General features: G+C 57.0%; 17 protein-coding genes, 3 tRNA genes and 3 rRNA genes. 1 reads left to right on the forward strand and 22 read right to left on the reverse strand.

Annotation, left to right across the window (positions count from 1 at the left end; translation table 11 throughout):
* Window positions 1-55 precede the first annotated feature (55 nt).
* Entirely contained in the window at window positions 56-682 is a 627-nt protein-coding gene (locus HEQ34_RS00115; protein ID WP_296195799.1) for a hypothetical protein, read from the forward strand.
* A 48-nt stretch (window positions 683-730) separates the two neighbouring features.
* Here the strand turns inward: HEQ34_RS00115 and HEQ34_RS00120 are convergent, their stop codons facing one another.
* The 22 genes from HEQ34_RS00120 to HEQ34_RS00225 all read right to left on the reverse strand — a co-directional run bounded on the left by HEQ34_RS00120 (window position 731) and on the right by HEQ34_RS00225 (window position 26,126).
* Window positions 731-1,825: a relaxase/mobilization nuclease domain-containing protein gene (locus HEQ34_RS00120; RefSeq protein WP_296195802.1), complete on the reverse strand. Its 1,095-nt coding sequence runs from the start codon at window positions 1,823-1,825 to the stop codon at window positions 731-733.
* Window positions 1,797-2,351, reverse strand: coding sequence for a hypothetical protein (locus tag HEQ34_RS00125; protein WP_296195804.1), 555 nt, complete (start codon window positions 2,349-2,351; stop codon window positions 1,797-1,799). The genes HEQ34_RS00120 and HEQ34_RS00125 overlap by 29 nt, the downstream gene beginning before the upstream one ends.
* A 559-nt stretch (window positions 2,352-2,910) precedes the next feature.
* On the reverse strand, window positions 2,911-4,557 hold the full coding sequence (gene ybaL, locus HEQ34_RS00130) for a YbaL family putative K(+) efflux transporter (RefSeq protein WP_296195913.1): 1,647 nt from the start codon (window positions 4,555-4,557) through the stop codon (window positions 2,911-2,913).
* A gap of 360 nt (window positions 4,558-4,917) precedes the next feature.
* The gene (locus HEQ34_RS00135) at window positions 4,918-5,244 is read right to left on the reverse strand and encodes a DUF736 domain-containing protein (protein ID WP_296195806.1); all 327 of its coding nucleotides are present in this window, start codon (window positions 5,242-5,244) and stop codon (window positions 4,918-4,920) included.
* Between the two features lie 697 nt (window positions 5,245-5,941).
* Window positions 5,942-7,771, reverse strand: a complete 1,830-nt coding sequence (locus tag HEQ34_RS00140; RefSeq protein WP_296195809.1) for a ParB/RepB/Spo0J family partition protein — start codon at window positions 7,769-7,771, stop codon at window positions 5,942-5,944.
* A 140-nt stretch (window positions 7,772-7,911) separates the two neighbouring features.
* A complete protein-coding gene (locus HEQ34_RS00145; RefSeq protein ID WP_296195811.1) occupies window positions 7,912-8,304 on the reverse strand; it encodes a DUF2958 domain-containing protein in 393 nt (130 codons plus the stop codon).
* 12 nt (window positions 8,305-8,316) lie between these two features.
* Window positions 8,317-8,505 carry a hypothetical protein gene (locus HEQ34_RS00150; protein ID WP_296195813.1) on the reverse strand — a complete coding sequence of 63 codons (189 nt, stop codon included), beginning with the start codon at window positions 8,503-8,505 and terminating at the stop codon, window positions 8,317-8,319.
* A gap of 5 nt (window positions 8,506-8,510) precedes the next feature.
* Window positions 8,511-9,461 carry a zincin-like metallopeptidase domain-containing protein gene (locus HEQ34_RS00155; protein ID WP_296195816.1) on the reverse strand — a complete coding sequence of 317 codons (951 nt, stop codon included), beginning with the start codon at window positions 9,459-9,461 and terminating at the stop codon, window positions 8,511-8,513.
* Window positions 9,462-10,078: 617 nt separating this feature from the next.
* A complete protein-coding gene (locus HEQ34_RS00160) occupies window positions 10,079-10,807 on the reverse strand; it encodes a SprT family zinc-dependent metalloprotease (protein ID WP_296195819.1) in 729 nt (242 codons plus the stop codon).
* Window positions 10,804-14,082, reverse strand: a complete 3,279-nt coding sequence (locus tag HEQ34_RS00165) for an HsdR family type I site-specific deoxyribonuclease (protein WP_296195822.1) — start codon at window positions 14,080-14,082, stop codon at window positions 10,804-10,806. Before HEQ34_RS00165 ends, HEQ34_RS00160 begins: the two co-directional genes overlap by 4 nt.
* 238 nt (window positions 14,083-14,320) lie before the next feature.
* The gene (locus HEQ34_RS00170) at window positions 14,321-14,773 is read right to left on the reverse strand and encodes a hypothetical protein (RefSeq protein WP_296195824.1); all 453 of its coding nucleotides are present in this window, start codon (window positions 14,771-14,773) and stop codon (window positions 14,321-14,323) included.
* Entirely contained in the window at window positions 14,773-15,468 is a 696-nt protein-coding gene (locus tag HEQ34_RS00175; RefSeq protein ID WP_296195827.1) for a DUF3800 domain-containing protein, read from the reverse strand. The genes HEQ34_RS00170 and HEQ34_RS00175 overlap by 1 nt, the downstream gene beginning before the upstream one ends.
* Entirely contained in the window at window positions 15,465-16,667 is a 1,203-nt protein-coding gene (locus HEQ34_RS00180) for a restriction endonuclease subunit S (protein WP_296195829.1), read from the reverse strand. The genes HEQ34_RS00175 and HEQ34_RS00180 overlap by 4 nt, the downstream gene beginning before the upstream one ends.
* The gene (locus tag HEQ34_RS00185; RefSeq protein ID WP_296195831.1) at window positions 16,657-18,171 is read right to left on the reverse strand and encodes a type I restriction-modification system subunit M; all 1,515 of its coding nucleotides are present in this window, start codon (window positions 18,169-18,171) and stop codon (window positions 16,657-16,659) included. The genes HEQ34_RS00180 and HEQ34_RS00185 overlap by 11 nt, the downstream gene beginning before the upstream one ends.
* Entirely contained in the window at window positions 18,168-18,698 is a 531-nt protein-coding gene (locus tag HEQ34_RS00190) for a restriction endonuclease subunit S (protein ID WP_296195834.1), read from the reverse strand. Before HEQ34_RS00190 ends, HEQ34_RS00185 begins: the two co-directional genes overlap by 4 nt.
* Before the next feature lie 534 nt (window positions 18,699-19,232).
* Window positions 19,233-20,552: a site-specific integrase gene (locus tag HEQ34_RS00195; RefSeq protein WP_296195836.1), complete on the reverse strand. Its 1,320-nt coding sequence runs from the start codon at window positions 20,550-20,552 to the stop codon at window positions 19,233-19,235.
* Between the two features lie 157 nt (window positions 20,553-20,709).
* A tRNA-Met gene (locus HEQ34_RS00200) sits at window positions 20,710-20,786 on the reverse strand.
* A gap of 136 nt (window positions 20,787-20,922) precedes the next feature.
* Window positions 20,923-21,037, reverse strand: a 5S ribosomal RNA gene (gene rrf / locus HEQ34_RS00205).
* A gap of 170 nt (window positions 21,038-21,207) precedes the next feature.
* Window positions 21,208-23,999 (reverse strand): 23S ribosomal RNA (locus HEQ34_RS00210).
* 270 nt (window positions 24,000-24,269) lie between these two features.
* Window positions 24,270-24,345, reverse strand: a tRNA-Ala gene (locus tag HEQ34_RS00215).
* A gap of 28 nt (window positions 24,346-24,373) precedes the next feature.
* Window positions 24,374-24,450 (reverse strand) — tRNA-Ile (locus HEQ34_RS00220).
* 189 nt (window positions 24,451-24,639) lie between these two features.
* Window positions 24,640-26,126 (reverse strand): 16S ribosomal RNA (locus tag HEQ34_RS00225).
* The 16S, 23S and 5S rRNA genes sit together here with 3 tRNA genes alongside, the layout of an rRNA operon.
* Window positions 26,127-26,236 lie beyond the last annotated feature (110 nt).

A 26,236-nucleotide genomic window follows, 5' to 3' on the forward strand; every position in this document is an offset into this window, starting at 1 on the left:
CAACGAAATGTGTCTCCAAGTGAAATCGGCGCCTATGCTTGCGCACTGGTTCGTTTTGGACACGTTGTTGTTAGCGAATCAAGCTAACAAGGACGGGATGCATTCCAATGCCTTGGCTTTGACTCGGCAGTGCGTCGAAGCAATCGGCGTCATTGAGCTTGGAATATGCGGGCATCCTGACGCAGAAGCGGCGCTGTTAAAATGGGAAGCGGACACGCTCAATCCAGGCAAGCTCCGCGCATGGCTTCAGGCGAATGTTTGGCCACAATACGGATCTGGACTTTGGACTGAACCTTGGTTCACGTTTATGCGAGAGTTCGCCGGGGCCGTTCAGCCGTATGCGCACTACGGGCGTAACTTGGCGCAATGGCAACTTCGGCTTCACCGTCTACACGAACCAAACAAACCCGATGGCGACATTCACGCTATTATCGAAATGGCACCGCGCGCTTACGATGCACAGAAAGCAACCCGCATCACACTGTTCCACGCGTTGCTTACATATGCCCTGGGCCGGATTTGGATGGCCGCGCATCGCGACGATCCAGAGTTCGCCGCACTCATCACTAAAATGGGCATCGCTCTCGGGAAATCGCGATATTTGGATGGCCATCAAACCAATTGGAGCCAACAATTCTGGGCGATGGTGTGGGAACGGGGCGGCGGGACTATCCTTGAGTAAATCCTAAACATGACCTGCCGAGGTTCAATCTGACGTTGGGGGCTACCGTCACCGGCCCTTCCCATGATCAGGCGCTGGTGCCTCCTTCGTTATCTGATTGGAAGGCTTGCGCTCAGCTTCGAGGCGTCGTCGATGATGCTCGGCAAAAACTTCTGGCGTGGCATTCATACCCAGATGCTTGTCGAGGAACGTGCGAACGTCCCTGGCAAGCTCACGGTCATCCACTTGCCCGGTAGCGTCCAGCGCGTCGGCAGTTTGTTCATAGGCACGGCGTATCTCTTGCCAGCGGAATGTGCCGGCTGCGATGAACGGCGGCAATTGATCCTGGCCCCGCGCCACCGCGACGGCCTGTTCGTTGGTGCGGCGGTCTGATTGGGTGATCTGACGACTCCCTTCGGTTCGCAGTCGCGCCCGCAATTTGACCAGCGCCATGCTCGATCCGGCAATCCCCTGTCCGCGCGCGCGTCTCGGCGTTGCTTCTGCTGCTACTCCCCGTGCGCGCAATTCACGGGCAAAGCGTTCACGGAAACGATTGAGCTGAACCGGTCGGGGATTGAACCGTGTGCGATCCAGTCCCTCTGCCTGCACCGTCAGATGAACATGGGGGCGCGGCGTATCGGTATGGAGCGCCAGGACATAATCGTGATTGTCGCTGAGTTCGACATGGGCGAGCGCGCGGACGGCTCCCAGCACCTTGTCCGGGTCGGTGCCTGCGGGCATCGAGAAAACCAACCCCACCGACGACACCGTGGGCCGGGACCGCCATTGCAGCGTATCGCTCCACTCCGCCGCGCGCTCGGCGATGTCGTCCTTGCTGGTGAGGATTTCGCCGTCACGGGTTTCAATCTCCACGTTACCCTTGCGTCCGATATAGTCGAGATGGGCTTTGACGTGGACACCACCCCGTTGCCGTCCTGTGACCTTGACTACGACCTCGGGTGCCTTGCGAACAATCCGTGCCAGCTTGGCCCGCGCGGTCGGGCCTGTGGCAAAGCCGTAGCTGGCATAGAGCGGGACGCGCGGCGTGCTGGTAGGATCATGGATATAACGCACCCGAAACGCTGGACGGGTTGCTTCCCACAAGGCCGATTCCAGGCCCATCAATCTCGCGCCATCATTCAGGGATTGCCCAGTAACTCGCATCGCCGCGCATGGCTTCGCCAACCGCTGTCACCTGCTCGGAGATTTCCATCCGCATGTCTGCGATCCGCCGAAGCTCGGGTTCGATCTGCTTGTCGCCGGTTTCGAGCATCGACGCATTGGCAGCCTTCATCGCCTGATTGAGATTGCGGCCGATACGCAGCAACTGCATTCTGATCGGCGCAAGTTCAGCCAGAAGCCCGTCATCGACCCGCGATTTCAGCGCGAGGTGGCGGCGCACCAAGGCCTTGATCCAACTGGCGCGATCGGTCGAACGCTGCGCCGCCCGAACCTCGATCACGGCGATCTCGACATCGGTAAACCGCACCGAAATACGATTGCGCGCCGCGCCCTCGGGGCGTTCAATGAAGGGGCCAACGGCGCGATCTGGCACCGTCTGCTCGATCATCTGCCGCAACACTGCACTTCGTCCGCCACGTCCGACCGCGAAGCTGTCGAACGCCGCGAGCGCATCGGCGTCAAGCCGAATGGTGAGCGTCTCGCTGTTCGATAGTGGATTTGTCGCCATCAATCATGCCCGGTGAAACGTCAGCAAAAGAGGGACAATGTAAGACAACACGCGCCGCTAGGCATATCCTGCATTAAAGACAAATCAGACAAACCCCCTAAAACATGCGCACCCAAAGCGTCTTTCTACTTCTGACAATAAGGGGCTTTGGGTGCGCTTAGGGGTTTGGGGTTTCAGGCTGGATGTGAAGCGCGGCTTCCCACGCGTGCCGAAGATCGCCGGACTATTTCATGCTGACGGCTGGCGGTCGGGCGCGCCCCATTCGGCGATCTCGCCAACTGTGCGACCGTAGCCGGTGCAAATGCTGGAACTGACATCCAGCGCTCAGATTTCTGTGCAAAGGGATGGCGGCTTGCGCTAACATTACGGTCATAAGGGCAACCTGATTTGATCCGCAAAAGCGGTCCTAGTCGGTGGGCAAATGCAAGAACGCATGGCAAGTTTCGTGACGCCCGATTATCGTCTCAGCAGTCGGCTGGCTCTGGATAGTAGAAGAGACAAGGCCGGACCGGTGGGACTTGCCGGGCGCAGCGGTCATCATTTACGGACCGAGGCCCGCTTAACTTGTACGTTTTGGAGTAAATAGCGACCCGAGCATAACGCGCGCGATTTCCCGTTCACCCATGATAACCTTATCGGCCCCAAAACGGTTCAGATGTTCAACCTCCCCATCGCTGTGCGCACGTGCGATGATATACAGATCGGTCTTTGTATTCCGCGATTGCTCAACAATCGCGCCGGCCTCATATCCCTCGGGAATGGCGATAAGCATAAGACGGGCTTCATCCACACCCGCTTCTTTCAGAACATCTGCATCAGCAGCATTTCCGCGCACAACGGTTAATCCGTCGGCGATTGCCGCTCGCGCGATATCGGCTTCTTCCTCAATAACAACAAAGCCGAACTGTCGTTCGCGTAATCCTGCAGCAACCAATCGCCCGACCCTGCCATATCCTACCAGAACAACATGCCCACTTCGGGATGCCTCGCGTTGGATTTCTTGCGCTGCTTTTTCCGAACCCGGCAACTTCTTTTCACCTGCTCGCCCAGCTACCGCAGTAAACACGAGTGGATGCAGAAGAATCGAAAATATTGCACCGGCAAGTATTAAGTCCCGAGCGTCTGCTGGCAAAATAGTCAGTGATGTACCCAGTGCTACCAATATAAATGAAAATTCACCGATCTGAGCGAGGCTGGCCGCTACGATTAGGGCAGTCTTGTTATCATGACCGAATGCCCGGACTATTCCATACGCCGCGATAGATTTACCAACCACGATAATCGCGACGGTGGCGAGCAAAGGAAGCGGTTGTTCTAAGATAACCGATGGATCGAACAGCATTCCGACAGATACAAAAAACAGAACCGCAAAGGCATCGCGCAGTGGCAGCGTCTCTTCCGCAGCACGCTTACTCAGCTGTGTTTCTCCCAAAATCATCCCTGCGAAAAAGGCACCCAAAGCGAAAGAGACGCCAAAAATGAAGGCAGCTCCACCGGCAACGCCGAGCGCGATGGCCAATATAGCCAGTCGGAACAATTCTCTGGAGCCTGTATGTACGACCCAATGCAACGCCCACGGGATGACCCGGCGTCCAACCAGAAGCATAAGTGCAAAAAAACCGCCTACCTTTAGCAGAGTACCCGACAGTTGAAGCCAAATGTCGTCGACACTGCCTTCCTGACTTGCAGCAGCGATGCTCGGCAGCAATACCAGCGCAAGGACCATGACGAGGTCCTCCACGATAAGCCACCCGACAGCAATTCTGCCTTTTTCGGTTTCAATGAGATTGCGGCTTTCCAATGCCCGCAGCAACACCACGGTGCTAGCAACCGACAATGCAAGACCAAAAATGAGACCGGCCACCAAGCCCCATCCCATTACATATGAAAGACCTGCTCCCAGTGCTGTAGCGACAGCAATTTGCAACACGGCACCCGGCACGGCGATGTTTCGAACAGCCAACAGATCTCGCAACGAAAAATGCAGGCCAACGCCAAACATTAAAAGTATGACCCCGATTTCGGCGAGTTCCGCCGCAAGCGAAGCGTCAGCGACAAACCCCGGTGTAAACGGACCGACCAGCACACCAGCCAACAAATACCCGGCGATGGGAGAAATTCGCAGTCTATGAGCGAGAGCGCCCATGAAAAATGCGACCACGAAGGCCGCGACGATTGTCTGAATTAGGGGCGTGTAATGCGGCAGGATGATCTCCATTGATTGTGAGAACAGCGGCACCTATTCGGCACCTGTCTCCAATCCTCTTCTAAGCAGCAGTCGCGTTCATAAACTACGAAAAAATTCACATCACGGTTAATGTCCGGCCTGACCCGTAGGAATGGCATTTGACCGGAAGGAAAAAATGTCGAACCCAGCTGCTTTTGGAAATACCATTCAATAACGAACGGCTGCCGTTGGGCGTGAAGCTGCCATCACGCTAACTGTATTTAACGGCTGGTTTTGGCTCCGATCATCGGAAAGCTGCCGGTCGGCTCTCCCCAACAAAGGCGACATAGCACCACAAAGCCCCACCCGGTCGAACCGAGCGGGGCTTGGGTGCGGCGGTCAGTGGCCGTTCGAGATGCGGGCGCGTGACCAGATCAGGTTGAAGGTCTTGCCGTCTTCGTCGGCGAACAGGCTGGCGAAGATCGGGGCGGTGAAGCTGGGATCGTCGAGCTTGATCGAGAGATAGTCGCGGCCTTCCTTGGAGGTCTTCTGCCAGCAAGCGCCGATCTCGGCCTTGGCTACGAACACCCGGTGCGAGGGGGCGTTTTCGTTCTCGCTCGCTTCCTCGGCGACGATGGTGACGTTCTTCTTCTGCAAGCTCATCGTGACGATTTCGCCGGTGTAGTTGGTGTCGCCTGACTTTTTGAATGTGCCGATATTTGCCATGATACTTCTCCTTATGTTGGTCGAACCCCGCGCTCATTCGCGGCCTCGATGGCTGGTTAAAGGCAGGGGCTTGCCCTGCTGCACCCGCAGGGCCGCAACGCAGTGAAGGACGGTGCAGACCGGAGTTTCTTGGTTCCGCGAGGAATGGGCTTGCCACCCCATCGCGCAGCGATGGGGTGGCAAGCCCAGGGGAAGAAACTTTGGACTGCACCGTTGCAGCAAGGGGCAAGAGGCGTAGCCGTCCGCTGCCAACCAAAGCCATTGACGAGGCCGTGGGTGAGCGCGGTTCTGGCCGTTACCCATTAGGAGATTTGGCGAGGGTCGGTTGTTGCGTTCAATGTCGGGCTGACACACTCAGCCTGCGAAACTGATAGCTTGGGCTTGCTGGAAAAGGACACGGCGTTCTGCCGACAGCGGTATAACGGTAAACGCCCCGTCGCACCGGATTCGGTGGCTGGCTATTGCGGCCTGCTGGTCACAAACCGACAGACAGGCGCGACAGGTTCCGTCAGCACGGCATCGCTGCAATGCGCCGATCCGCTTGCGTGTTCGCAGGTGAAGATTGGTGTTTGCATCAACCGATAGGCTCCCGCCTTTCGACTGACCAACGACATAGCACTCAAGCCCCGTCCGGTTCTGCCGGACGGGGCTTTGTGGCGCTCAATGTGCGGGCGGCGTTCCACCGCCCGCTATTCAGTCACGCCGCAAGGCGTTGCTCTTCGACCTCTTCAAGTGCGTCGGCGGCTTCGGTGTCACCGCTTTCCGCCACCTCCGCCGCTCCGGCAGCGGCGGGGTCAGGGTCGAGCGGCACTTCGGGTTCGGCCAGCCAAGCGGCGCGACTGGCAGCGGCAACCGTCGCTACGCCGCCGCGCTGGGTGTAAGCCGATGGCGGGAACGCCATCCAACGCGGCACCCAATTCTCGACCTTGTTGCGGCCATTGCTGCCGGTCAGATAGTCAGCAATGACGCCTTTGACCGTCTTACCCTTCTCGGCGGCATGGGCCTGCGCCACGGTATCGCCGCCAACCTCGCGCAACACTTCGGTCAACACCTCGCGGTCGCGGACAAGGCCATAAAAGGCATCATCGGCCACCCAATAGTCTGCCATTTTGACATTAAGGTGAAGGCCGATGGTTTCGATAAGGCAGGTTCCGCTTGCCAGCGTCTCGGCCATAACGACGCCAAGAACCTCCATGACAACCGCGTCGGGCAATTCCAGCAAGCGCAGGAACAGCCCGCTTGAACCATTCTTCGGGTCATGGCCCAAGGTCACACTCGGTTCGTCGGGGTCAAATCCCAACACGCCAAGCACCGCGCGGCGGCGCTCGTCAAAACGGGCTTCGGCAATGCTGGTTTCGATGCTCTCGGTAATCGCTTCGTTTCGGCTGCGCTGATCTTGAACCCTCACGCCCCACAGCGGCGAACCGCAAATCGCGTGAGCGACCATGACGCGCAGCGCCACGCCGGTATTGGCGGCAAGCGCCGACCGCACCGCCGCATGGCGGTGCAGGTCGATATAGCTGGTCATGGCTGCGGTGATTTCGGGGCGGGCCTGTTTGGTCGTCGCATCGGGCGCTTCGCCTTTGGCGATGCGCTTGGCTTCGCGCTCGGTCAGATAGCCTTCGTGGAACTGCACCTCGCCATTATGGGCAAGGGTCACATAGACCCGTCCGCCTTTGCGCTTCGGCGTGGCGGCAAATTCGTAGCGATGGAAGTATTGCCCATCGGGCAATACGACAACATCGCTCCAACCGTCGGCAATATACGCCGCTTTGCGCTCCTCGATGGCCGCGCGCTGCGCGTCCTCGAACTCGCGCACCTCGCCAAAATAGCCGTCCTTCTCGAACAGGTCTTTGACGATTCGGCCCTGATAGGTTTCAAGGTCGAACAGCGCGACGCTGGTCGATATGGACGCACCGCCGAACAGCCATGCCTTCAACTGGTGGCCCTTAGGGATGGACGCATTGGGGTCGTCATAGAGCGCCAGCCATGTTTTCTGCTGGGCTTTGGTCGCCAGCGTCAGATGGCGAACGCTGGTCGCGTCGATCTCCTCGGCGCGGTAAAGCTGGCGGATGCGCGGCAGCAAATTGCCAAGCGCCAAGATACGCTTGACGGTCAGTTCGGGCATTCCGAACGTCATTGAGATTTCGTCGGGCGTCCGGCCTTCTTTGACCAACCGCGTAAACGATTCCCATTGTGTCACCTCGTCGGGCGCAAGCCGCGCAAGATTCTCGATTAACGACGCTTCAAGGGCGGCGGCATCGTCGCCCGCCTCCATGATGGCGCAGGGCAACGGTTCGGCAACGCCGTTCTCATTTGCCACGGTCTGCGCGGCGAGGAAGCGGCGGCTTCCCGCCACAATCTCGAATGTGGTGTCGCTGCCATTGGGCCGCACCAACAGCGGCATGATTATGCCCCGCGCGCGGATGGATGGCAGAATGCCGCTAATGTCGGGCGGCTTCTTGCCGCTCCGCATATTGGCGGGGGAGATTGAAAGCCGGTCAAGGGCGATGTGGTCAAGTTTCATGGCACTTACTCCTTTGTTGGGTGGCCCCATCCGCCCCCCGGCAGGGTCCTTCGGACTCGGCATCTTGAGGGGGCGGTGAGGATGGGGCCGGTTGACCGCACCGGATTATCCAGCGCGGGGTCTGCCTCCGCCTTGGGGGGTCAAGGCGGCGGAAGGGCTGGATTTTCTTGGGTGCGGGCTGCGGCGGCGGCCTCAAGCCGCGCCGCGTCCTCGGTGATGCTGCCCGCCAAGCGGGCGGCATCGGCATAAATGGTCAGCGGGAAGCGCCCTTCAAAGCAAAGGTCGCGCTCGATGGTGAGGCCGAACGGCAGCGACACTGCCGCAATTTCGGCTAGGCTGGCCGAACCCATTTCGGGCAAACCAAAGCCAAGGTCGCAAAGCCCGAACAGCGTGTCGCCGTCCTCGTCCAGTTCGGCAAACAACCAAGTGGCCGCGCCAATCGGCGAGAAAAATTTGACGACGGGCTTATGGTCGGCACGGCACTTTCCGTTGGCAATCAACCTCTCGCGCTGGACTTGGGTGAGCAAAAGCATGGGAAAATCCTCTCAAAACATCTCGATCTGGTTTCGGGCGTTGGTGTCGAACAGGCCATGATCGGCGGGGCGCTGCGCCTTGCGCGGCTCCAGCGGCGCGTTGGCGCGCATAGCGAGACGGTCGCGGGGCGTGATCGGCGTAACGCCGTGAACAAGCGTCTGCTCTCCAATGGCGGTCTGCTCGGACGCGAGAGGCGGCACGGCGCTCATGCTGCCCGCGCCAAGGTGGATTCGCTCTCCCGAACGAACGCCAACAGAAAATCCGCTGCCTTGCTGGCTTGCGATGCCGCCTTGAAAATGGCGCGGTTGTCCGCGCGCAGCACCGTAAGCCAAGAGCCGAGATAATCCGCATGGCGAACGGTGGGGACGATGCCGAGAGCGGCACACAGAAAAGCCGATGCCAATTCGGCGCACAATTCCTCGCGGGCATAAAGCGCAGAACCGAAACGCCCCGACTGGTCGCGCGCCAGCCGTTCCTTGCTGCCCGTCCAATGGCCTAACTCGTGAAGCGCCGTCCGGTAAAAGTCGATCTGGTGAGCGAATGCCGGTTGCGGCGGAACCTGCACATAGTCGCCGCCCACATCATAGAAGGCGCGCGCACCGCCGATGCGGAAATCTGCACCCGTCGCGGCAATCAAGCCTTCCGCGCTTTCGTGCTGTTCGCGGGGCGGCAACGGCGTGGGGTCGGCTGTCAGCCGCTCGGGCAGTCCGTCACATTGCGCCGCGTTGAACACGACAAAGCGTTTGAGGAACGGAATAGAGCGGGGTTCGCCCTCCTCGCCCGTCTCGCGTCCATCTTCGGGCGTGAAGCGGTCGGCGTAAAAGATCGTATGCCCGCGCTCACCTTTGCGAACGCATCCGCCAGCGGCCAGCGCCTGCCGAAAGGTCAACCAGTCCTGCGACGGGTAGCAGCCTTCAATGACCGCACCCCACAGAATGAGAACATTGACGCCCGAATAGGGACGCCCCGAAACCGCGTTGCGGGGAAGCCCCGGCACTGCCGCCGCTGAACTCCACGGCTGCGCCCACGGGAAGCGGCCCGCTTCAAGCTGGGCTATGATCTTGGCCGTCACCTCGTCATAGAGCGATGCGCGCGCCGCGCCGCCGTCTGCCCCGCCCTTGCCTCTGCTCCGCCGTATCCTGCCTTGATCCGCCATCGTCGCCTCCTCGCCTCTAAAACCACACGCCCCCGGAGAGGGGGGTGGGCGGCAAAGAGCGACCAAGAGGCCCGGCGCGATCAGGCGCACCTGTAAGGCTGTAACAAAGTGAAAGACCCGGCTCGCCGGGTTGCGCCTGAGCGCGGCGGGCCTAGCCGGAAGCGCCGCCCATCCCCCTCTTCGGGGACGGCCACAAACACGCCGGCGCATCCGCGCCGTCCACCGTCAGTCAAACATCATTGAAAGAACATCGCCGCGCAGCGGCCGAACAGAAACGGCACCCTTGCACGGCGCGACGACGACGGGCGGTGTGGCGGCAAGCAGAGCGATGACCAGGCTGTCGCGCCAACGGCGCAGCGCCGCCGGTCTAAGCGAATGCGCGCCCGCCGCCCGCACGGCAAGGAGAGAGGCAAGAGCGCCAGCGGGTCAGCCAATAAAACGCCGCACCCTCGGGAGCGCGCAGCGCGGGAACGAGTGCGACTTTAAAAGATCCCGCACATTTACCCACGCTCCCGATCGTCACCCGGAGGGCCAAGACTACAGGCTTGGTGCGCGCAGCGTATAGCGCGGGTCGCCCGTAGGGCAGCGCCAAATCTGGCAACCGCCTGCAGACGGACCTATTCGGCCAGAAAAAGCTCGGCCAGTCGATCCAACTCGGCCTTAGTATCGACCCAATGCGGGTCGTGTTTTGCGAGCAAGGCATAGAACTTCTTGCTGTGGTTGTGCTCTTTCAAATGGCAAAGTTCGTGGAGCAAAACATAGTCGATACAATGGCGTGGCGCACGAATAAGTGCCGGATTCAGATGGATGGATCCGGTCGGCGAGCAACTACCCCATTGAAGCTCCATTGGCACCAATTTCATTGGCGGTAGCACCGAAAGCCAGTCGATGCGTGATGCAATCTCGTCTATTCGCCGTCGAAAATATTCCTGCGCGCGAATACGATACCACTGCCGGAGCCGTCGCCTGATAGCAGCTCGATCGGCAACAGGAGCGACAATTTCGATGGTCCCGCGCACCAGCTTTACTGTTGAAGGCACCGTTCGATCTTCCCGCACCAGCAAACGATAACGCCGGCCAAGATAGAAATGTGTCTCCCCGCCGACATATTCGCGGGGAAGCGCATAAGCGCGCGCGTCCTTTGCTGAATCGAGATTTTCGAAAATCCAGCGCGCGCGCTTTTGAACGGCTGCCTGAATGATGGTTGGCTCCCGATTCGGGGGTGCCTCAACCTCGACAATGCCATCAGGATGAACGTGAATCAGAATTTTCGTGGTCAGCCGCTCGGTCAGCGCAACATGATAATCGGTCTCCCGGTCGCCGTAGCGCAATGTCGCAATGGTCATGGATTGCCCCGGGAAAGGCCAACTCTAGTCACGGTGACAACTTGCTCGATGACCTGTTTGGCGTCGTCCAACCCGATGAGATTGAACAGCATTGGCAGCAATGCCTTGCGGATCGCAGCTTCAATGTTTTGCGGATTGAGGGAATTTTCGGCGACCGCTGTTTGCACAGCGCGTTCAATATCCAGCGCCATCGCTATGCAGCTTGCGCGGTCAGCGCCAAGCACGCGCTCATCGCCCGATACCAACCGCATGATACCGAAATAGGCAGTAGCAGGATTGTTTGCTTCCAGCTCCGGCGGAGCGCCATCGACTTTACGCGATCGCACCTGCTCCTCCACGTCCCTAAACAGTGCGTATTGCTTGAACGGATGCTCAAAAAGGGCATTTGCATCAACAATGGCCTGTCGCAGCAGTTCGGAAAAATGGGTTTGAGCATAGGGATCGTCAGCCAATTCCTGCTCGATCGTTTTCTTCAACCGGCTGCGGATAATGTCCGTTTCGTTGCGCGTCTTCTCGTCCGACCACGCAGCAGGATCATCCTTCCGCCCAAGCTCATTGACGAGGAAAACGCCATCGGCCTCCGCCACCTTTTCACCGATGACGTAGCAGTCAACGAGTTTGCGGATTTGATCTTCGTAGGCGCTAAAGTCGATGGTCTCCTGGGCATCCTGCCGCGCCATTTTGCGAAGGTCGCCGAAGAATTTGAGATCCTTCTTGTATGTGACGATCTGCTGCTCGGTGACGGAGCTGTCCTCAAAAAACGAGCGCGAAGCGAGTGCGGCTTTGAGGCACAACCCAAATTCGGTCAGCGCCTCATAGAAATCCTCCCGAACTTTCTGGCTGATGTCGATGGGTAGGCCCGTTTCGTCATTCTCGAAACGCGGCACGAGCAATTGACGATACTGCTCAATATCCGCCCGGTTGCTGACGCCTGCAAACAGGTTCCACAGTGCGTCATGGAGCGCCGGGAGCCGTTTGTATTCGGTGCTGACGTCGGCAAACAGGCCGTCAATATCGTCGACATCAAAGCCGCCCTGCGTCCGCTCGGCCAAATCCTGATATTCGGAAACAGCGGTATCCAGCTCGCGCAGGATGCCGCGATAGTCGATCAGCAGGCCAAATTTCTTCTGCTCGTGCAGCCGGTTGACGCGGGCAATGGCCTGAATGAGATTGTGCTGTTCGAGCTTCTTGTCGATGTAGAGGACGGCATTGCGCGGCTCGTCGAACCCGGTGAGCAATTTGTCCACGACGATCAGAATGTCCGGTTTCCCCTCGGTCCCGAAATCCTCAATCACCTGCCGCTCATAGTCCTCGGGATCACCGCGAACATTATCCTTCCACCATTGCTGAACTTCGGGAAGTTCGGCCTCATCGACCTCCTCATGGCCTTCGCGGGTATCGGGCGGAGAGATGACCACGGCGCTGGTGACAAGTCCGGTGGCATCCAGCGCCTTCTTATAGCGAATGGCCGAACGCTTGCTCGATGTGGCAAGCTGGCCCTTGAGGCCGAGGTCCAGGTCTTTGAAGTTGGTCTTGAAGTGAACGGCGATGTCCCAGGCGATCAGGTCAATCCGGTTCGCCGATCCATAGACCGGGCCTTTCTTGCCGTATTTCTCCTTCAAATCGCTCTTCTGCTTGTCCGACAGGCCGAGCGTGATCTTGTCGAACCAGTTGTCGATGGCCGCTTCGTTGATGTCGAGGATCGGCTTGCGCTCTTCATAGAGCAAAGGCGTCACCGTGCCGTCGGCGGTCGCATCGCGCATCGTGTAGGCGTGGATAATCTTGCCGAACTTGTTGGCGGTCTTGTCGTCCTTCAACAGCGGCGTGCCAGTGAACGCGACAAAGGCCGCGTTGGGCAGCGCCTTGCGCATCCGCTCGTGGTTCTCGCCGCCCTGGCTGCGATGGCCTTCGTCGATCAGCACGATCAGATTGGCACTGTCATTATGGCATTCGGCAAGTTTGGAGGCGCTGGCGAATTTGTTGATGATCGTGAAGATGATCCGCTCGGTGCCTTTGCCGATCCGGCGGGCAAGATCGCGTCCCGATGTCGCCTTGGCGCTGCCGCCATCTTTTTTGGTGCCGATGTCAGAGCCAAAGGCCCCACCGGTCAGAAAGTTACCGGCAAGCTGCTTCTCTAGGTCGCGCCTGTCAGTGACGACGATGATGCGGCACCCCTTCAGCGCCTCGTCGAGCAAGAGCGCCTTGCACAGATAGACCATCGTGAAGCTCTTGCCCGATCCGGTCGTGTGCCAGATGACGCCGCCCTGCCGTCCTCCATCCGGGCGAACCTCGGATATGCGGGCCAGCAGCGCCTTGATCCCGAACGCTTGCTGGTAACGGGCCGCGATCTTCTCGGCCTTGCGATCGAACAGCAGGAACAGGCGGATGAATTCAAGAAGCCGGTCCTTGGACAACAGGCTGATCAGCAGACGATCCTGATCGGTGACAAGCTGCTCGCCTCCCCACAGATGGTTGAAATGCCGCTTCACGTCCGAAACGCGGTTGGCCATCAATTCTGTGCGCGGCTCAACATCAAGAGCACGATTCTTGATACCGGCGAACCAGGCTTCATCGAACTGCTCCTCGTGCCATTTGCTCCAGAACTTGCGCGCCGTCTTGGTGGTGCCATAGCGGCCATCGGTCGCACTGATCGCCAGCAAGAGCTGGGCATAGGCAAAGAGCTGGGGAATCTCGTCCGCCTTCTGGTTGCGGATCATCTGGCTGATCCCCTCTTCAACCATCGAACTGTTGGGATTGCCGCTGTCGGGCCGCTTGGCCTCGATCACGACGAGCGGGATGCCGTTGACATAACCGACCATATCGGGTCGCCGGGTCCGGGTGCCGTCGCTGGTGACCAGCTCCAGCTCCTCGGTGATCAGGAAGCTGTTGTTCTCGACGTTGAACCAGTCGATAATCGGCACGGTCACGCTGTGCTTTTTGCCATCGACAAATTCGGTGACGGTAATCCCAAGGGTCAGCGCATTGTAGAGCCGCTCATTGGCGGTCAGCAGCCCCTCGTGCATTGGCGGCGAAGCCAGTTCGCGCACGATCTGGTCGATGGCATTGGTCGAGAGCGGGAAGCTCTGCCCCTTGTAGTCGAAGCGCCGCCGCTTCAGTTCGTCGACAAGCACGGGGCGCAGCAATATGCCCTGATTGCCTCCGCGCATCTCCATGCAGGTGGCGGGAGAGAGATAGTCCCATCCCAATGACACGAGCGTCGCCAGCGCCGGAATCTGGGCGCTGTAAAGCTCGGCGGTGTTGGGGGTGACGGTCATGCGGGCGCCCCCGCGCTTCGGGCAAAAAACGACCCCCTTGGTGCGCATGCCGGAACAGAGGCGTAGGGGGTTCTGTTGACCGGTTTGCTAGCCTCACACCTTCCGGAAATCAACTTTTTGTTGACTTGTAGGAGATACAACGCCACATACGTCACGAGTTCACTGCCTATCGGCTTTGAACATATCAAGGCCTTGGACGCTGGGCCAGCGTAGCAAACCAACGTCCAACTTTCCTTTTTCATAGCGCGTTCTCGCAATCGACCCGATTCCAGACAGGTGCAGCGAGCACCTTTGGGAGCCGTCGGTTGACGACCGGATAACATGTCAAAAATTCGGCCTTGAGCTGACCGTTCTGCCCCTTCTTCATGAACAAAACGACCACGAAGTTCTGGTAGCGCAGCTCCACCCGCCGTGCCGGATCATAGGACTTGGTCTTGGCAATCCAGCCCTGGAAACATTGGGTCGCCGCATCTGCCAACGTCGCCGCGATCCAGTCCATACGCTCCGCCCGGTCGGGCGAAAACGTGTCGTCCTTGTGCATCACGGTCTCGAAAAAGGCATGATAGAATGATTGGCGCTTGAAATAGACGGGAATGCCGTCGCGCGTCGCCAATGGACCCGCGCAGTAGGTTTGCACGAAATGCTGCTGATAGGCAGCCTGATCGGCGAGCGTGAGCAAAGGCGGCGGCATCACCAGCCACCCTGCAAGCGGATCTTGAACAAGTTGAATTTTTCTTCCGACTTTGGAGTCGGCTCAAGCTTGCGGTTCAGTCGGGATTCGATCCGCGCAATGATCGCTGCTTTGGCGGCGCTTGTGCCGCCGCCATTCATTTGATGGGCTGCGGCCCCGAGCAAAACATCGCACAATTGCATGAGCACAAGTTCGCGCGACGGCAGCGGCTGCACATCGGCGATGGTCGCTGACATGTTGGCGTTTCCAAGCACCTTGCGCAACTCGCTCAGCCGGGTTGGCGACCGGTTGGTCTTCATGTCGGTGAAGATGCGATACTCGTTGAAATCGAGAATCCAGTGATGAAGCAACTGATAGTAAAATTTGTAGAAGCCCAGTTCGCCGTCGCCGTTGTGATGGCCCAGATCGAGTTTTGCATGTTCAACGGCGATGCAGCGAAACCGCATGTCTAGGCCGAAGCCGAAAAACATATCGATCAACTCTTCATAGAAGGCCTGTCTGGACGGCGATATTTTCGTCCATTTCAGTTCGCCCCAAACCTTGTGGCGTTCCCGCAATTCGCCAATCGCCCGCTTGGCCGCATCGCGCAGATCGGGCGACAGCCACAGCGCCCCGATCATCAGATACTGTGCGCGCGGCTTTTTTGAGGTGAAGAGGTCGGGCAGTGCCTCGTCGCAATAGACCTCGAACTTCATGCCACAGACTCCTCCAGCTTCACACGGCGTTTGCCGGTGAGAAGCTGTTGCATCAGGGCGGATTTTTCTCGGCTGAGGGCAGTTAGTTGGCGCTCGCAAGCAAATGCTAGATCATCTAAACTCTTGAGTGTGCGAGCGATTGCCTGCTGCTCTTCAATGCCAGGGGCACACGTACGAATCTTCGCGAAGTGCGGAAACTTGAGATTCCAGGTATCGGATACTAGCCCCTGAGAATGGCGCTCGAACACGTGAATCATGGCCGCTTGCTTGAAAAGATACGCATAGAAGGCAGCATCGTGCCCGTCGCGCGGTGCAACAACGGTATACGCAGGGCTGACTTTCCCCGTCAGGCCACTGAGCGCGGAAGCCCCCTGCCACATGCGCATGGTATTGTAGGCTATGTCGCCTTTGCGGACGGTCTTGTAGTTCGACTGATCATCGCTGGAAATGTTGCGACGACCAGCATCATCTTGCGAAATGACGCCATTCGCTTGTGTAACCGAAAGCAATGGAAGCCGGTCGTCGCCCCGTTCAACCCGCTCCGTGAAAGCAGTGCCAAGCAATATCTCTCGCCACTCCTCCGAAAAGCCGGGCAGGCGTTTCTTGGGAGGGTGTGCGCCGGTGGGGAGGAGAGTTTGCATCAGCGCCTTTTTCTGGCGCTTCGCGTTGGCGATCAGCCGCTCTTGGGCGGAAATCGCCGCGTCCCATGTGGACAATATCTCCGCAATCTTCCGCTGTTCGGGGAGCGGTGGGAGGAGGATGGGAAGTGCCTTTATCAGCCCTGCCGATAGGTTCTTTTGTGATCCGTCGTTCGAGAGGTTCCTGATCTCTTCATAGCGAGAACGGAGGTTATGAAAGAGGAAATCGGCGCTTGAATCTTCGGCAGCGATGATTGCGGCGCAAGCCTGATTGGTGCTGGCTTTGATAGACAAAGCTGCAATTCGACCGCGGGTCTTTCCCTGCCCATACATCGCCATCAAAAGCGTTCCGGCGGGGAATATCTTTGCAGCGGAGTTACGCAGACCAATTTCAGTGATTTTTTCTGCAGTGTGATCAATTGGGCCATTCCCAATCTCTCCGGTGGTAACCCACGGAATATCGCCTCCCCAATATTCATCGCGTGACCGATCTGGCGTGCCGCCCGATGAGACCTTGGCGATGTCGTCAATGGTGCATCGTCGCCACCCCTCAGGAAGCATAGCCAAGCTCCCGCAAATACCCGTCCATCTTCGCCTCCAGCGCGGCAAGTTCTGCCTTGAGCGCGATGCGCTCGGCGCGGACGGCGATCAGGTCGATCTCGGCTTCTTCCTCAAACGTATCGACGTAGCGCGGGATGTTGAGGTTGCAGTCATTCTCGGCCAGTTCCAACGGGGTGGCGAGGTAAGCGTATTTGTCGACGCTCACGCGGGCGTGATAGGTTTCGACGATCCTGGCGATGTTTTCGGGAGTCAACTGGTTCTGGTTCTTGCCCGATTTGAAGGCGCGGCTGGCGTCGATGAACAGGACGTTCTTGTCGGCCTTGTTCTTTTTCAGGATCAGGATCGCCGCCGGAATGCCGGTACCGTAGAACAGCTTTTCAGGCAGGCCGATCACGCAATCGAGCAAATTCTCCTCGATCAGCTTCTGACGGATGACGCCTTCGCTGCTGCCCCGAAACAATACCCCGTGCGGCGCGACGACTGCCATGCGCCCCGTCTTGGGCTTCATGGTTTCGACCATGTGGAGGATGAAGGCGTAATCGCCCTTGGTCTTGGGTGGAAGCGCGCGGCGGAAGCGGCCGAACTTGTCAGCGCTAGCGGTATCATGCCCCCATTTGTCGAGGCTGAACGGCGGGTTTGCCACCACCACGTCGAAGTGCTTCAACCGATCGTCACCGTCGAGCAACTTCGGGTTGCGGATGGTGTCGCCCCATTCGATGCGGTGATTGTCCTCGCCGTGAAGAAACATGTTCATCTTGGCGAGCGCCCAGGTGCTGCCGATCGATTCCTGGCCGTATAGCGCGTATTTTTTGGAGCCGCCGAACTTGGCCTGCACCCGCTGGCCGCACTTCATCAACAGCGAGCCGGAGCCGCAAGTCGGGTCGCAAGCCTCCTCGCCTTCGTTCATATCCATGATCTCGGCCATCAATGCCGAAACTTCGGGCGGCGTATAGAATTCGCCGGCCTTGCGTCCGGCGTCCGACGCGAAGTTCTTGATGAGGAATTCGTAGGCGTTGCCGATCACATCGAGATTGCCGATGCGCGATGGGCGCATGTTCAGTTCGGGTTTGGCGAAATCCTCCAGCAGGTGCCGCAGCAGATCGTTCTTCTGCTTTTCCTCACCCAGCTTGTTCGAGTTGAAACTGATGTCCTGAAACACGTCGCGCAACTTGGCGATGTTCGCTTCTTCGATGGCGTGGAGCGCCTTGTCGATCCGCTCGCCATTCCCCGCCTCGTGGCGCTGTTCAAACAGGCTGTAGAAGCTGGCGCCTTCGGGAAGAACGAAGCGTTCGTTCTTCATCATCTCCGCGATCAGCTCCGGCGTATCGCCATAATCCTTGGCATAGGCGTCCATGTGATCCTGCCACACGTCGCTCAGATATTTGAGGAACAGAAGTGTCAGGATGTAGTCTTTGTAGATGTCGGCCGACACCGTGCCCCGGAAGGTGTCGCACGCGGCCCATACCGCCTTGTTCACTTCTTCCTGTTTGATCGTGCCGGTCATGCATGGGGCCTTTCGGAGTGGTGGAGGCCAAGCGCGATGGCCTCGATCTGCTGGTTGCGGTTCTCGATGAGCTTGGTGAGCGCCGCCCGCTCGGCACGGGCCGCATCGGCAAGTGCGACGATCGCGCGTTGCGTGGCGAGCGGCGGGATCGCAAGCGGCAGGTTTTCGATCACCTCGCGCCGGATATTGAGGATGTGCGAGCCGGTGGCTTCCCGCTGGAAATACTCCTGAGACGTGCGCTGGTTGATCTGCCACGCCAGGAACGGGGGCGCGATCCGGTTCGCGTCCAGAACCCGGATTACGAAGAAGTGCGGAGAGCAAACGGCCCTCCCCTCAACGGTATCGAGTGCCAGCGCGAAATTGCGGGTGCCGCGCGTGGTGAAGATGATGTCTCCGACGGCAAGAAGAGCTGGCGGGCGCTTGGAAGGCAGCGCGATCCGCTGCACTTCGCTCCAATTGACCCCGTTATCTGCATCGACATTACGCATCTGGACAATAGCGACGTCGCCACTGGCCAGTTCGTCCACTGCACCGCGAAGCGGGTATCCCGCCGCGATGAGTGCGACGTCACCTAGCGACTCGCGTAAATATGCAGTATGGTCATTCACGCTCTATAAATGGGGTTGGGCCGCGGAAATGTCAACCGCGTTTTTCTGCATCAATCTTCATCATGCAAATCTGGCCAATGTTGACGATGCGCGTGAAAGGCGAAATCAGTCGTGTCGGAAGCTGTCCTATTCCGGCGTATGATCGATAGAATGGCATTCTATCGATCATAATGTAGCGTGATTGTGATCGATTGGGCGATGGCGGGGTTTTGCGTGCCTCTTAAACCTCAAAAAGTTGAGCTGGGCCTTCCTATGAAGGTCTCATATGGAAGGCTCGACAGTTCGATATAGGCGATGGCCGAACCCCCTTCGGGATTCCGGTGGCCAACATGACAGTCCTTCGCTGTCATTTCGCGGCCAGCGGAGCCTGTGACCCTGTGGTCAAAATTGCACCGCTTAGGCAGGATCGCAGCCAATGTTCAGTGGCTTAACGCGATCATGCAAAAATCAAATTCAATCTTCATCCTCTATGTCGAACGCGGAACCCGCCGGCAACGGCTTCTTCGCCACAGACTTGGGACGACGGACATTGATCGACGCAGCATCAAGGGTGCTCTTGATATGCGCGGCGTAGAATTTCTCAATCATTTCAACGCTGGTGCGGCAATTTTTGGCGATCTGGTAGATGTCGGCACCCTCCATCAACCTCATACAAATGTAGGTATGGCGAAGGCTATAGGCCGTGCGTGGCTTCTCCTCGCGATCGCGCTTGAGCTTTGCGCGTTCCAATATGCCATTGAACAGTTTGACGTGATTGCCGGGAAAAACAGAATCCGTAGGTTGGGGATATTCGAGCGGTGGCGGCTCGGAGGCATAGGTCGGCAAGCCTTCCCTACGACGGCGCTGCTTCTCCCTGCGGCTTTCGGCCTGAACAGGCTTGGCGCGGCCAAGCAACCGCTGATAGGGCCGGACTGCGCTGGGCATCGACTTGCAATAGCCGACGCCACGCTTGCCTCGAACTTCGATCTCCAAAATCGTTTCGCCGGTCGCTTCATCCTCGATGATCTCAACATCTCGGTGTTGAAGGTTCCTGGCCTCATCGGGCCGCAGACCAGTGTTGGCTAAGAACAGCACATAGTCATGCACCTGTTCGGCGTTCCACTTGTGACCGGCATGAAAGGGCTCACGCGCATAAGCGCGTGTTGCTTCATAAAGCTGCTTATACTCAGCCGGACTGAACCAGGGCCGATGCACGATCTTGCCTTGCGTGCGGTAAGGTGCCGACAGATCGGGAAGATGATCGAGCCAACCTTGTCGGATGGCGGTTTTCAGAACCTGCCGCAGCGTCACGATTTCGTTATGCAACGTGCTTCGTGCTGGAGCCTTATCGATCAGCGGGCGATTGCTACGCGAATGCGGATTGGCTTCGAGCCGCGATGTCATCCTGTGTATTCGGTAGTCCTGCACCTTGCCAGCGGTTACCTTCGACACCCCCAGCTCGCCAAAGAACGGAAGCAGGTGAACACGAAGCCTGATCTCGTGTCCGTCTGTCCACTTCTGGCTGCGCTCGCCCTCGGTGATAATTTCGTATTCGCGCAAAAATTGGGCCGCAGCCTGAGCGAAGCTCCGTTCCGACAACAGGGTGCCGCTTTTGTCCTTGCCGCGAAGTTCGAGATACCAGTCCTCGGCAAACTCGGTCGCCAGTGAGAGACTTTCGCGCTTTGTTGTGGCGCGCCGCTGTTTGCCCCCGACCGATGCGGAACACTGCCAAATCCGGCTGTCACCGCGCCTGTAAAGCTGAACCTTGCCGTTCAAAATCTGGTGCGATTCCACGGGCCGTCTCCTAAACGCCGCCGATAATGACCTTGGGCTATCAGGTTTTTTCCTGGCCGTCAATTTGTGTTAACTTTGTGTTAGCGCCAGAACGAACAAAAGCCCCGATCCGGGGACCGAGGCTTTTTGTTATGTCATTGTTTTTCTTAGGAATTGTTGGTTGCGGGAGTAGGATTTGAACCTACGACCTTCAGGTTATGAGCCTGACGAGCTACCGGGCTGCTCCATCCCGCGCCACCAACTGAACGATCCATTTAAAGATCGCCTAAAACGAAAAAAGGCGGACATCCGTCGAATGAACGACAGCGGTCCGCCTTTTGAATTATGAATGGGTTTTCCAACACTTATTATCATGAGCGCCGGCTGCAATGCCTGGCGACGCCCTACTCTTCCAACGCTTAAGCGGTAGTACCATCGGCGCAGTTTGGTTTCACGGCCGAGTTCGGGATGGGATCGGGTGGGTCACAAACGCTATGGTCACCAAGCAATGAAGCAGGCGCTCATAATATGGGACGCTATCTTGCGATAGCGCCGCCACACATAAGTGTAATTGGGTTATAATCGATGCCCGTGCAGGGAATATTTTATCTGGTATGACTTTAATCATCCGCCATCGACGGTGCTGAAAGATCAGCATTGTCATTGATGGTGGGACTTCAAGCGCGAAAAGAGTAATTAGGATTGGTTAGCTTCACGCATTACTGCGCTTCCACACCCAACCTATCAACGTAGTGGTCTACTACGACTCGATGAAATCTAATCTCGAGGGAGGCTTCCCGCTTAGATGCTTTCAGCGGTTATCCCGTCCATACATAGCTACCCTGCTGCGCGGCTGGCGCCACGACAGGTACACCAGAGGTATGTTCAACCCGGTCCTCTCGTACTAGGGTCAACTCCTCTCAAATTTCGACGCCCACGGCAGATAGGGACCAAACTGTCTCGCGACGTTCTGAACCCAGCTCACGTACCACTTTAATTGGCGAACAGCCAAACCCTTGGGACCTGCTCCAGCCCCAGGATGTGATGAGCCGACATCGAGGTGCCAAACGATTCCGTCGATATGAGCTCTTGGGAATCATCAGCCTGTTATCCCCGGCGTACCTTTTATCCGTTGAGCGATGGCCCTTCCACGAGGGACCACCGGATCACTATGACCGACTTTCGTCTCTGCTCGACTCGTCAGTCTCGCAGTCAGGCAGGCTTATGCCATTGCACTCTAACAGACGGTTTCCAACCGTCCTGAGCCTACCATCGCGCGCCTCCGTTACTCTTTAGGAGGCGACCGCCCCAGTCAAACTACCCGCCACAGAGGGTCCCTGCACCGGATAACGGTGCGAGGTTAGACATCAGAAAACAACAGGGTGGTATTTCACATTTCGGCTCCACTCGGACTGGCGCCCAAGTTTCAAAGCCTCCCACCTATTCTACACAGTTCTTTCCTAATGCCACTCTGAAGCTGCAGTAAAGGTGCACGGGGTCTTTCCGTCTAACCGCGGGTACTCCGCATCTTCACGGAGAATTCAATTTCGCTGAGCATATCCTGGAGACAGTGGGGAAGTCGTTACGCCATTCGTGCAGGTCGGAACTTACCCGACAAGGAATTTCGCTACCTTAGGACCGTTATAGTTACGGCCGCCGTTTACTGGGGCTTCAATTCAGAGCTTGCACTCCTCCTCTTAACCTTCCAGCACCGGGCAGGCGTCAGACCCTATACGTCGTCTTGAAGCCGACTTAGCAGAGTCCTGTGTTTTTGCTAAACAGTCGCTACCCCCTGGCCTGTGCCCCCTCATACTGCTTGCGCAATGTGAGGGCCTCCTTCTTCCGAAGGTACGGAGGCAATTTGCCGAGTTCCTTCAGGATACTTCTCTCAAACGCCTTGGTATACTCTACCTGACCACCTGTGTCGGTTTCGGGTACGGTCTATACGGTGGGGCTATTTCCTGGAACCTCTTCGAAGCCAGTCCAATCCAATAAGGACTGACAACTCACGAGATCCGTCACACACCACCAGGCCCACGAATATTAACGTGGTTCCCATCGACTACCCCCTTCGGGCTCGTCTTAGGGGCCGGCTTACCCTGCTCAGATTAGCTTTAAGCAGGAACCCTTGGTCTTTCGGCGGGAGGGTGTCTCACCCTCCTATCGCTACTCATGTCTGCATTCGCACTTCCGATACCTCCACGACCCATTACCAGATCGCTTCATCGGCCTACGGAACGCTCCGCTACCGCATGCAATAAATTGCACACCCTAAGCTTCGGTACATATCTTTAGCCCCGTTACATTTTCGCCGCAGGATCTCTTATTTAGACCAGTGAGCTGTTACGCTTTCTTTAAAGGATGGCTGCTTCTAAGCCAACCTCCTGGTTGTTTTGGAAATCCCACATGCTTCACCACTTAGATATGATTTGGGGACCTTAGCTGTAGGTTAGGGCTGTTTCCCTTTTGACGACGGACCTTAGCACCCGCCGTCTGTCTCCCGGACTAACTCGATGGTATTCGGAGTTTGGTTAGAATTGGTAGATCTCGCGACCCCCGCATCCATCCAGTGCTCTACCCCCATCGGAAAACATCCGAGGCACTACCTCAATAGTTTTCGCGGAGAACCAGCTATTTCCCGGCTTGATTGGCCTTTCACCCCTAAGCACAACTCATCCGACAATTTTTCAACATTGAACGGTTCGGTCCTCCAGTGCGTGTTACCGCACCTTCAACCTGGTCATGCATAGATCGCCGGGTTTCGGGTCTAATGCATCATACTCAGTCGCCCTATTCAGACTCGCTTTCGCTACGCCTACACCTAACGGCTTAAGCTTGCATGATACATTAAGTCACAGACCCATTATACAAGAGGTACGCTGTCACCCCATAAAGAGGCTCCAACTGATTGTAAGCATTCGGTTTCAGGTACTGTTTCACTCCCCTCATCGGGGTGCTTTTCACCTTTCCCTCACGGTACTAGTTCGCTATCGGTCATATACGAGTATTTAGGCTTAGAGGGTGGTCCCCCTATATTCAGACAGGATTACACGTGTCCCGCCCTACTCAAGTCCTGATGTTTCATTTTCGCATACGGGGCTGTCACCCACTATGGCGCTACTTTCCAGAAGCTTTTGCTAATTAAACACCAGGCACTGGCCTGGTCCGCGTTCGCTCGCCACTACTAACGGAATCTCGGTTGATGTCTTTTCCTCCGGGTACTGAGATGTTTCAGTTCTCCGGGTTCGCTTCACTAAGCCTATTTTATTCAGCTAAGTGATATCCTTCCTATTTAACTCCAACACTGATTACTCAGTGCTAAAATTAAATAGTGAGGATGGGTTTCCCCATTCGGAAATCGTGGGATCAAAGCCTGCTCACGGCTCCCCCACGCTTATCGCAGCGTGCCACGTCCTTCATCGCCTGTATATGCCAAGGCATTCACCAAATGCTCTTACCTCACGCTTGAGAGTCCACACCACCAATGACAATGCTGCACGACCCTAAAGTCGAACATATCATCACGTGCGTTGCGGATAATTATTATCTCAGCCAGATAATCTATTTTGATTTGTAACAGCACGTCATCCATCCACATCCGAAGATGTGGCTGTGCAACATGCCGCCACGGCATCGATTAAAAAACCCATTCACAATGTCAAAGAACGGCGGCAAATCCGCCATCCGTTACCTTTCGATAACGGAAAATTTTGTCTTCATCTCTGGAAATTCAAAAAATGGTGGAGCTTAACGGGTTCGAACCGTTGACCCCCTGCTTGCAAAGCAGGTGCTCTACCAACTGAGCTAAAGCCCCGCACCATTTGCGCAAAGCGCTTCAAGATTGGTGGGCCGAGCAAGAGTTGAACTTGCGACCTCACGCTTATCAGGCGTGCGCTCTAACCACCTGAGCTACCGGCCCCCACCAGCCTCGGCTAACCCATAAGGGCCGCAGGCGGCATAAAGGCCAGCTCAGGCTTCACACTTATCACTATCGCTAGTGAAGAGCGTGTTTCCAGGATGAAGGGACATGAGGACGACGGCAGTGTTCTTTGGAATGGAGGAAGCTCTTCTGGAGACTAGCCCCAGCGCTTTCCGCCGAAATCCTTAGAAAGGAGGTGATCCAGCCGCAGGTTCCCCTACGGCTACCTTGTTACGACTTCACCCCAGTCTCTAAACCCACCGTGGTCAGCTGCCTCCTTGCGGTTAGCGCACTGCCTTCGGGTGAATCCAAATCCCATGGTGTGACGGGCGGTGTGTACAAGGCCTGGGAACGTATTCACCGCGGCATGCTGATCCGCGATTACTAGCGATTCCGCCTTCATGCTCTCGAGTTGCAGAGAACAATCCGAACTGAGACGGTTTTTGGAGATTAGCTACCGGTCGCCCGGTTGCTGCCCACTGTCACCGCCATTGTAGCACGTGTGTAGCCCAGCGTGTAAGGGCCATGAGGACTTGACGTCATCCCCACCTTCCTCCGGCTTATCACCGGCAGTTTCCTTAGAGTGCCCAACTGAATGATGGCAACTAAGGACGAGGGTTGCGCTCGTTGCGGGACTTAACCCAACATCTCACGACACGAGCTGACGACAGCCATGCAGCACCTGTCACTAATCCAGCCGAACTGAAGGTAATCATCTCTGAAAACCGCGATTAGGATGTCAAACGCTGGTAAGGTTCTGCGCGTTGCTTCGAATTAAACCACATGCTCCACCGCTTGTGCAGGCCCCCGTCAATTCCTTTGAGTTTTAATCTTGCGACCGTACTCCCCAGGCGGATAACTTAATGCGTTAGCTGCGCCACTCAGGCTCGTAGAGCCCGAACAGCTAGTTATCATCGTTTACGGCGTGGACTACCAGGGTATCTAATCCTGTTTGCTCCCCACGCTTTCGTACCTCAGCGTCAATATATGTCCAGTTAGTCGCCTTCGCCACTGGTGTTCTTCCGAATATCTACGAATTTCACCTCTACACTCGGAATTCCACTAACCTCTCCATAATTCTAGCGATCTAGTTTCAAAGGCAGTTCTGGAGTTGAGCTCCAGGCTTTCACCTCTGACTTGAATCACCGCCTACGTACTCTTTACGCCCAGTAATTCCGAACAACGCTAGCTCCCTCCGTATTACCGCGGCTGCTGGCACGGAGTTAGCCGGAGCTTATTCTCCAGGTACTGTCATTATCATCCCTGGTAAAAGAGCTTTACAACCCTAAGGCCTTCATCACTCACGCGGCATTGCTGGATCAGGCTTTCGCCCATTGTCCAATATTCCCCACTGCTGCCTCCCGTAGGAGTCTGGGCCGTGTCTCAGTCCCAGTGTGGCTGATCATCCTCTCAGACCAGCTAAAGATCGTCGCCTTGGTGAGCTTTTACCTCACCAACAAGCTAATCTTACGCGGGCTCATCCTTAGGCGATAAATCTTTGGTCTTTCGACATCATACGGTATTAGCACAAATTTCTCTGAGTTATTCCGTACCTAAGGGCAGATTCCCACGCGTTACGCACCCGTGCGCCACTAGACCCGAAGGTCTCGTTCGACTTGCATGTGTTAAGCATGCCGCCAGCGTTCGTTCTGAGCCAGGATCAAACTCTCAAGTTTGATTCAAAAACCAGACTGGCACGGATAAATCCGCAAACCAACCAGGCTCGAACTTTCAGGCGTTGTTCCTGCACAAATTACTATACATGGTGTATAGGACATATGTGCTG

Origin of the sequence: Sphingorhabdus sp., assembly GCF_023910635.1 — a bacterium.
Lineage (GTDB): Bacteria > Pseudomonadota > Alphaproteobacteria > Sphingomonadales > Sphingomonadaceae > Sphingorhabdus_B.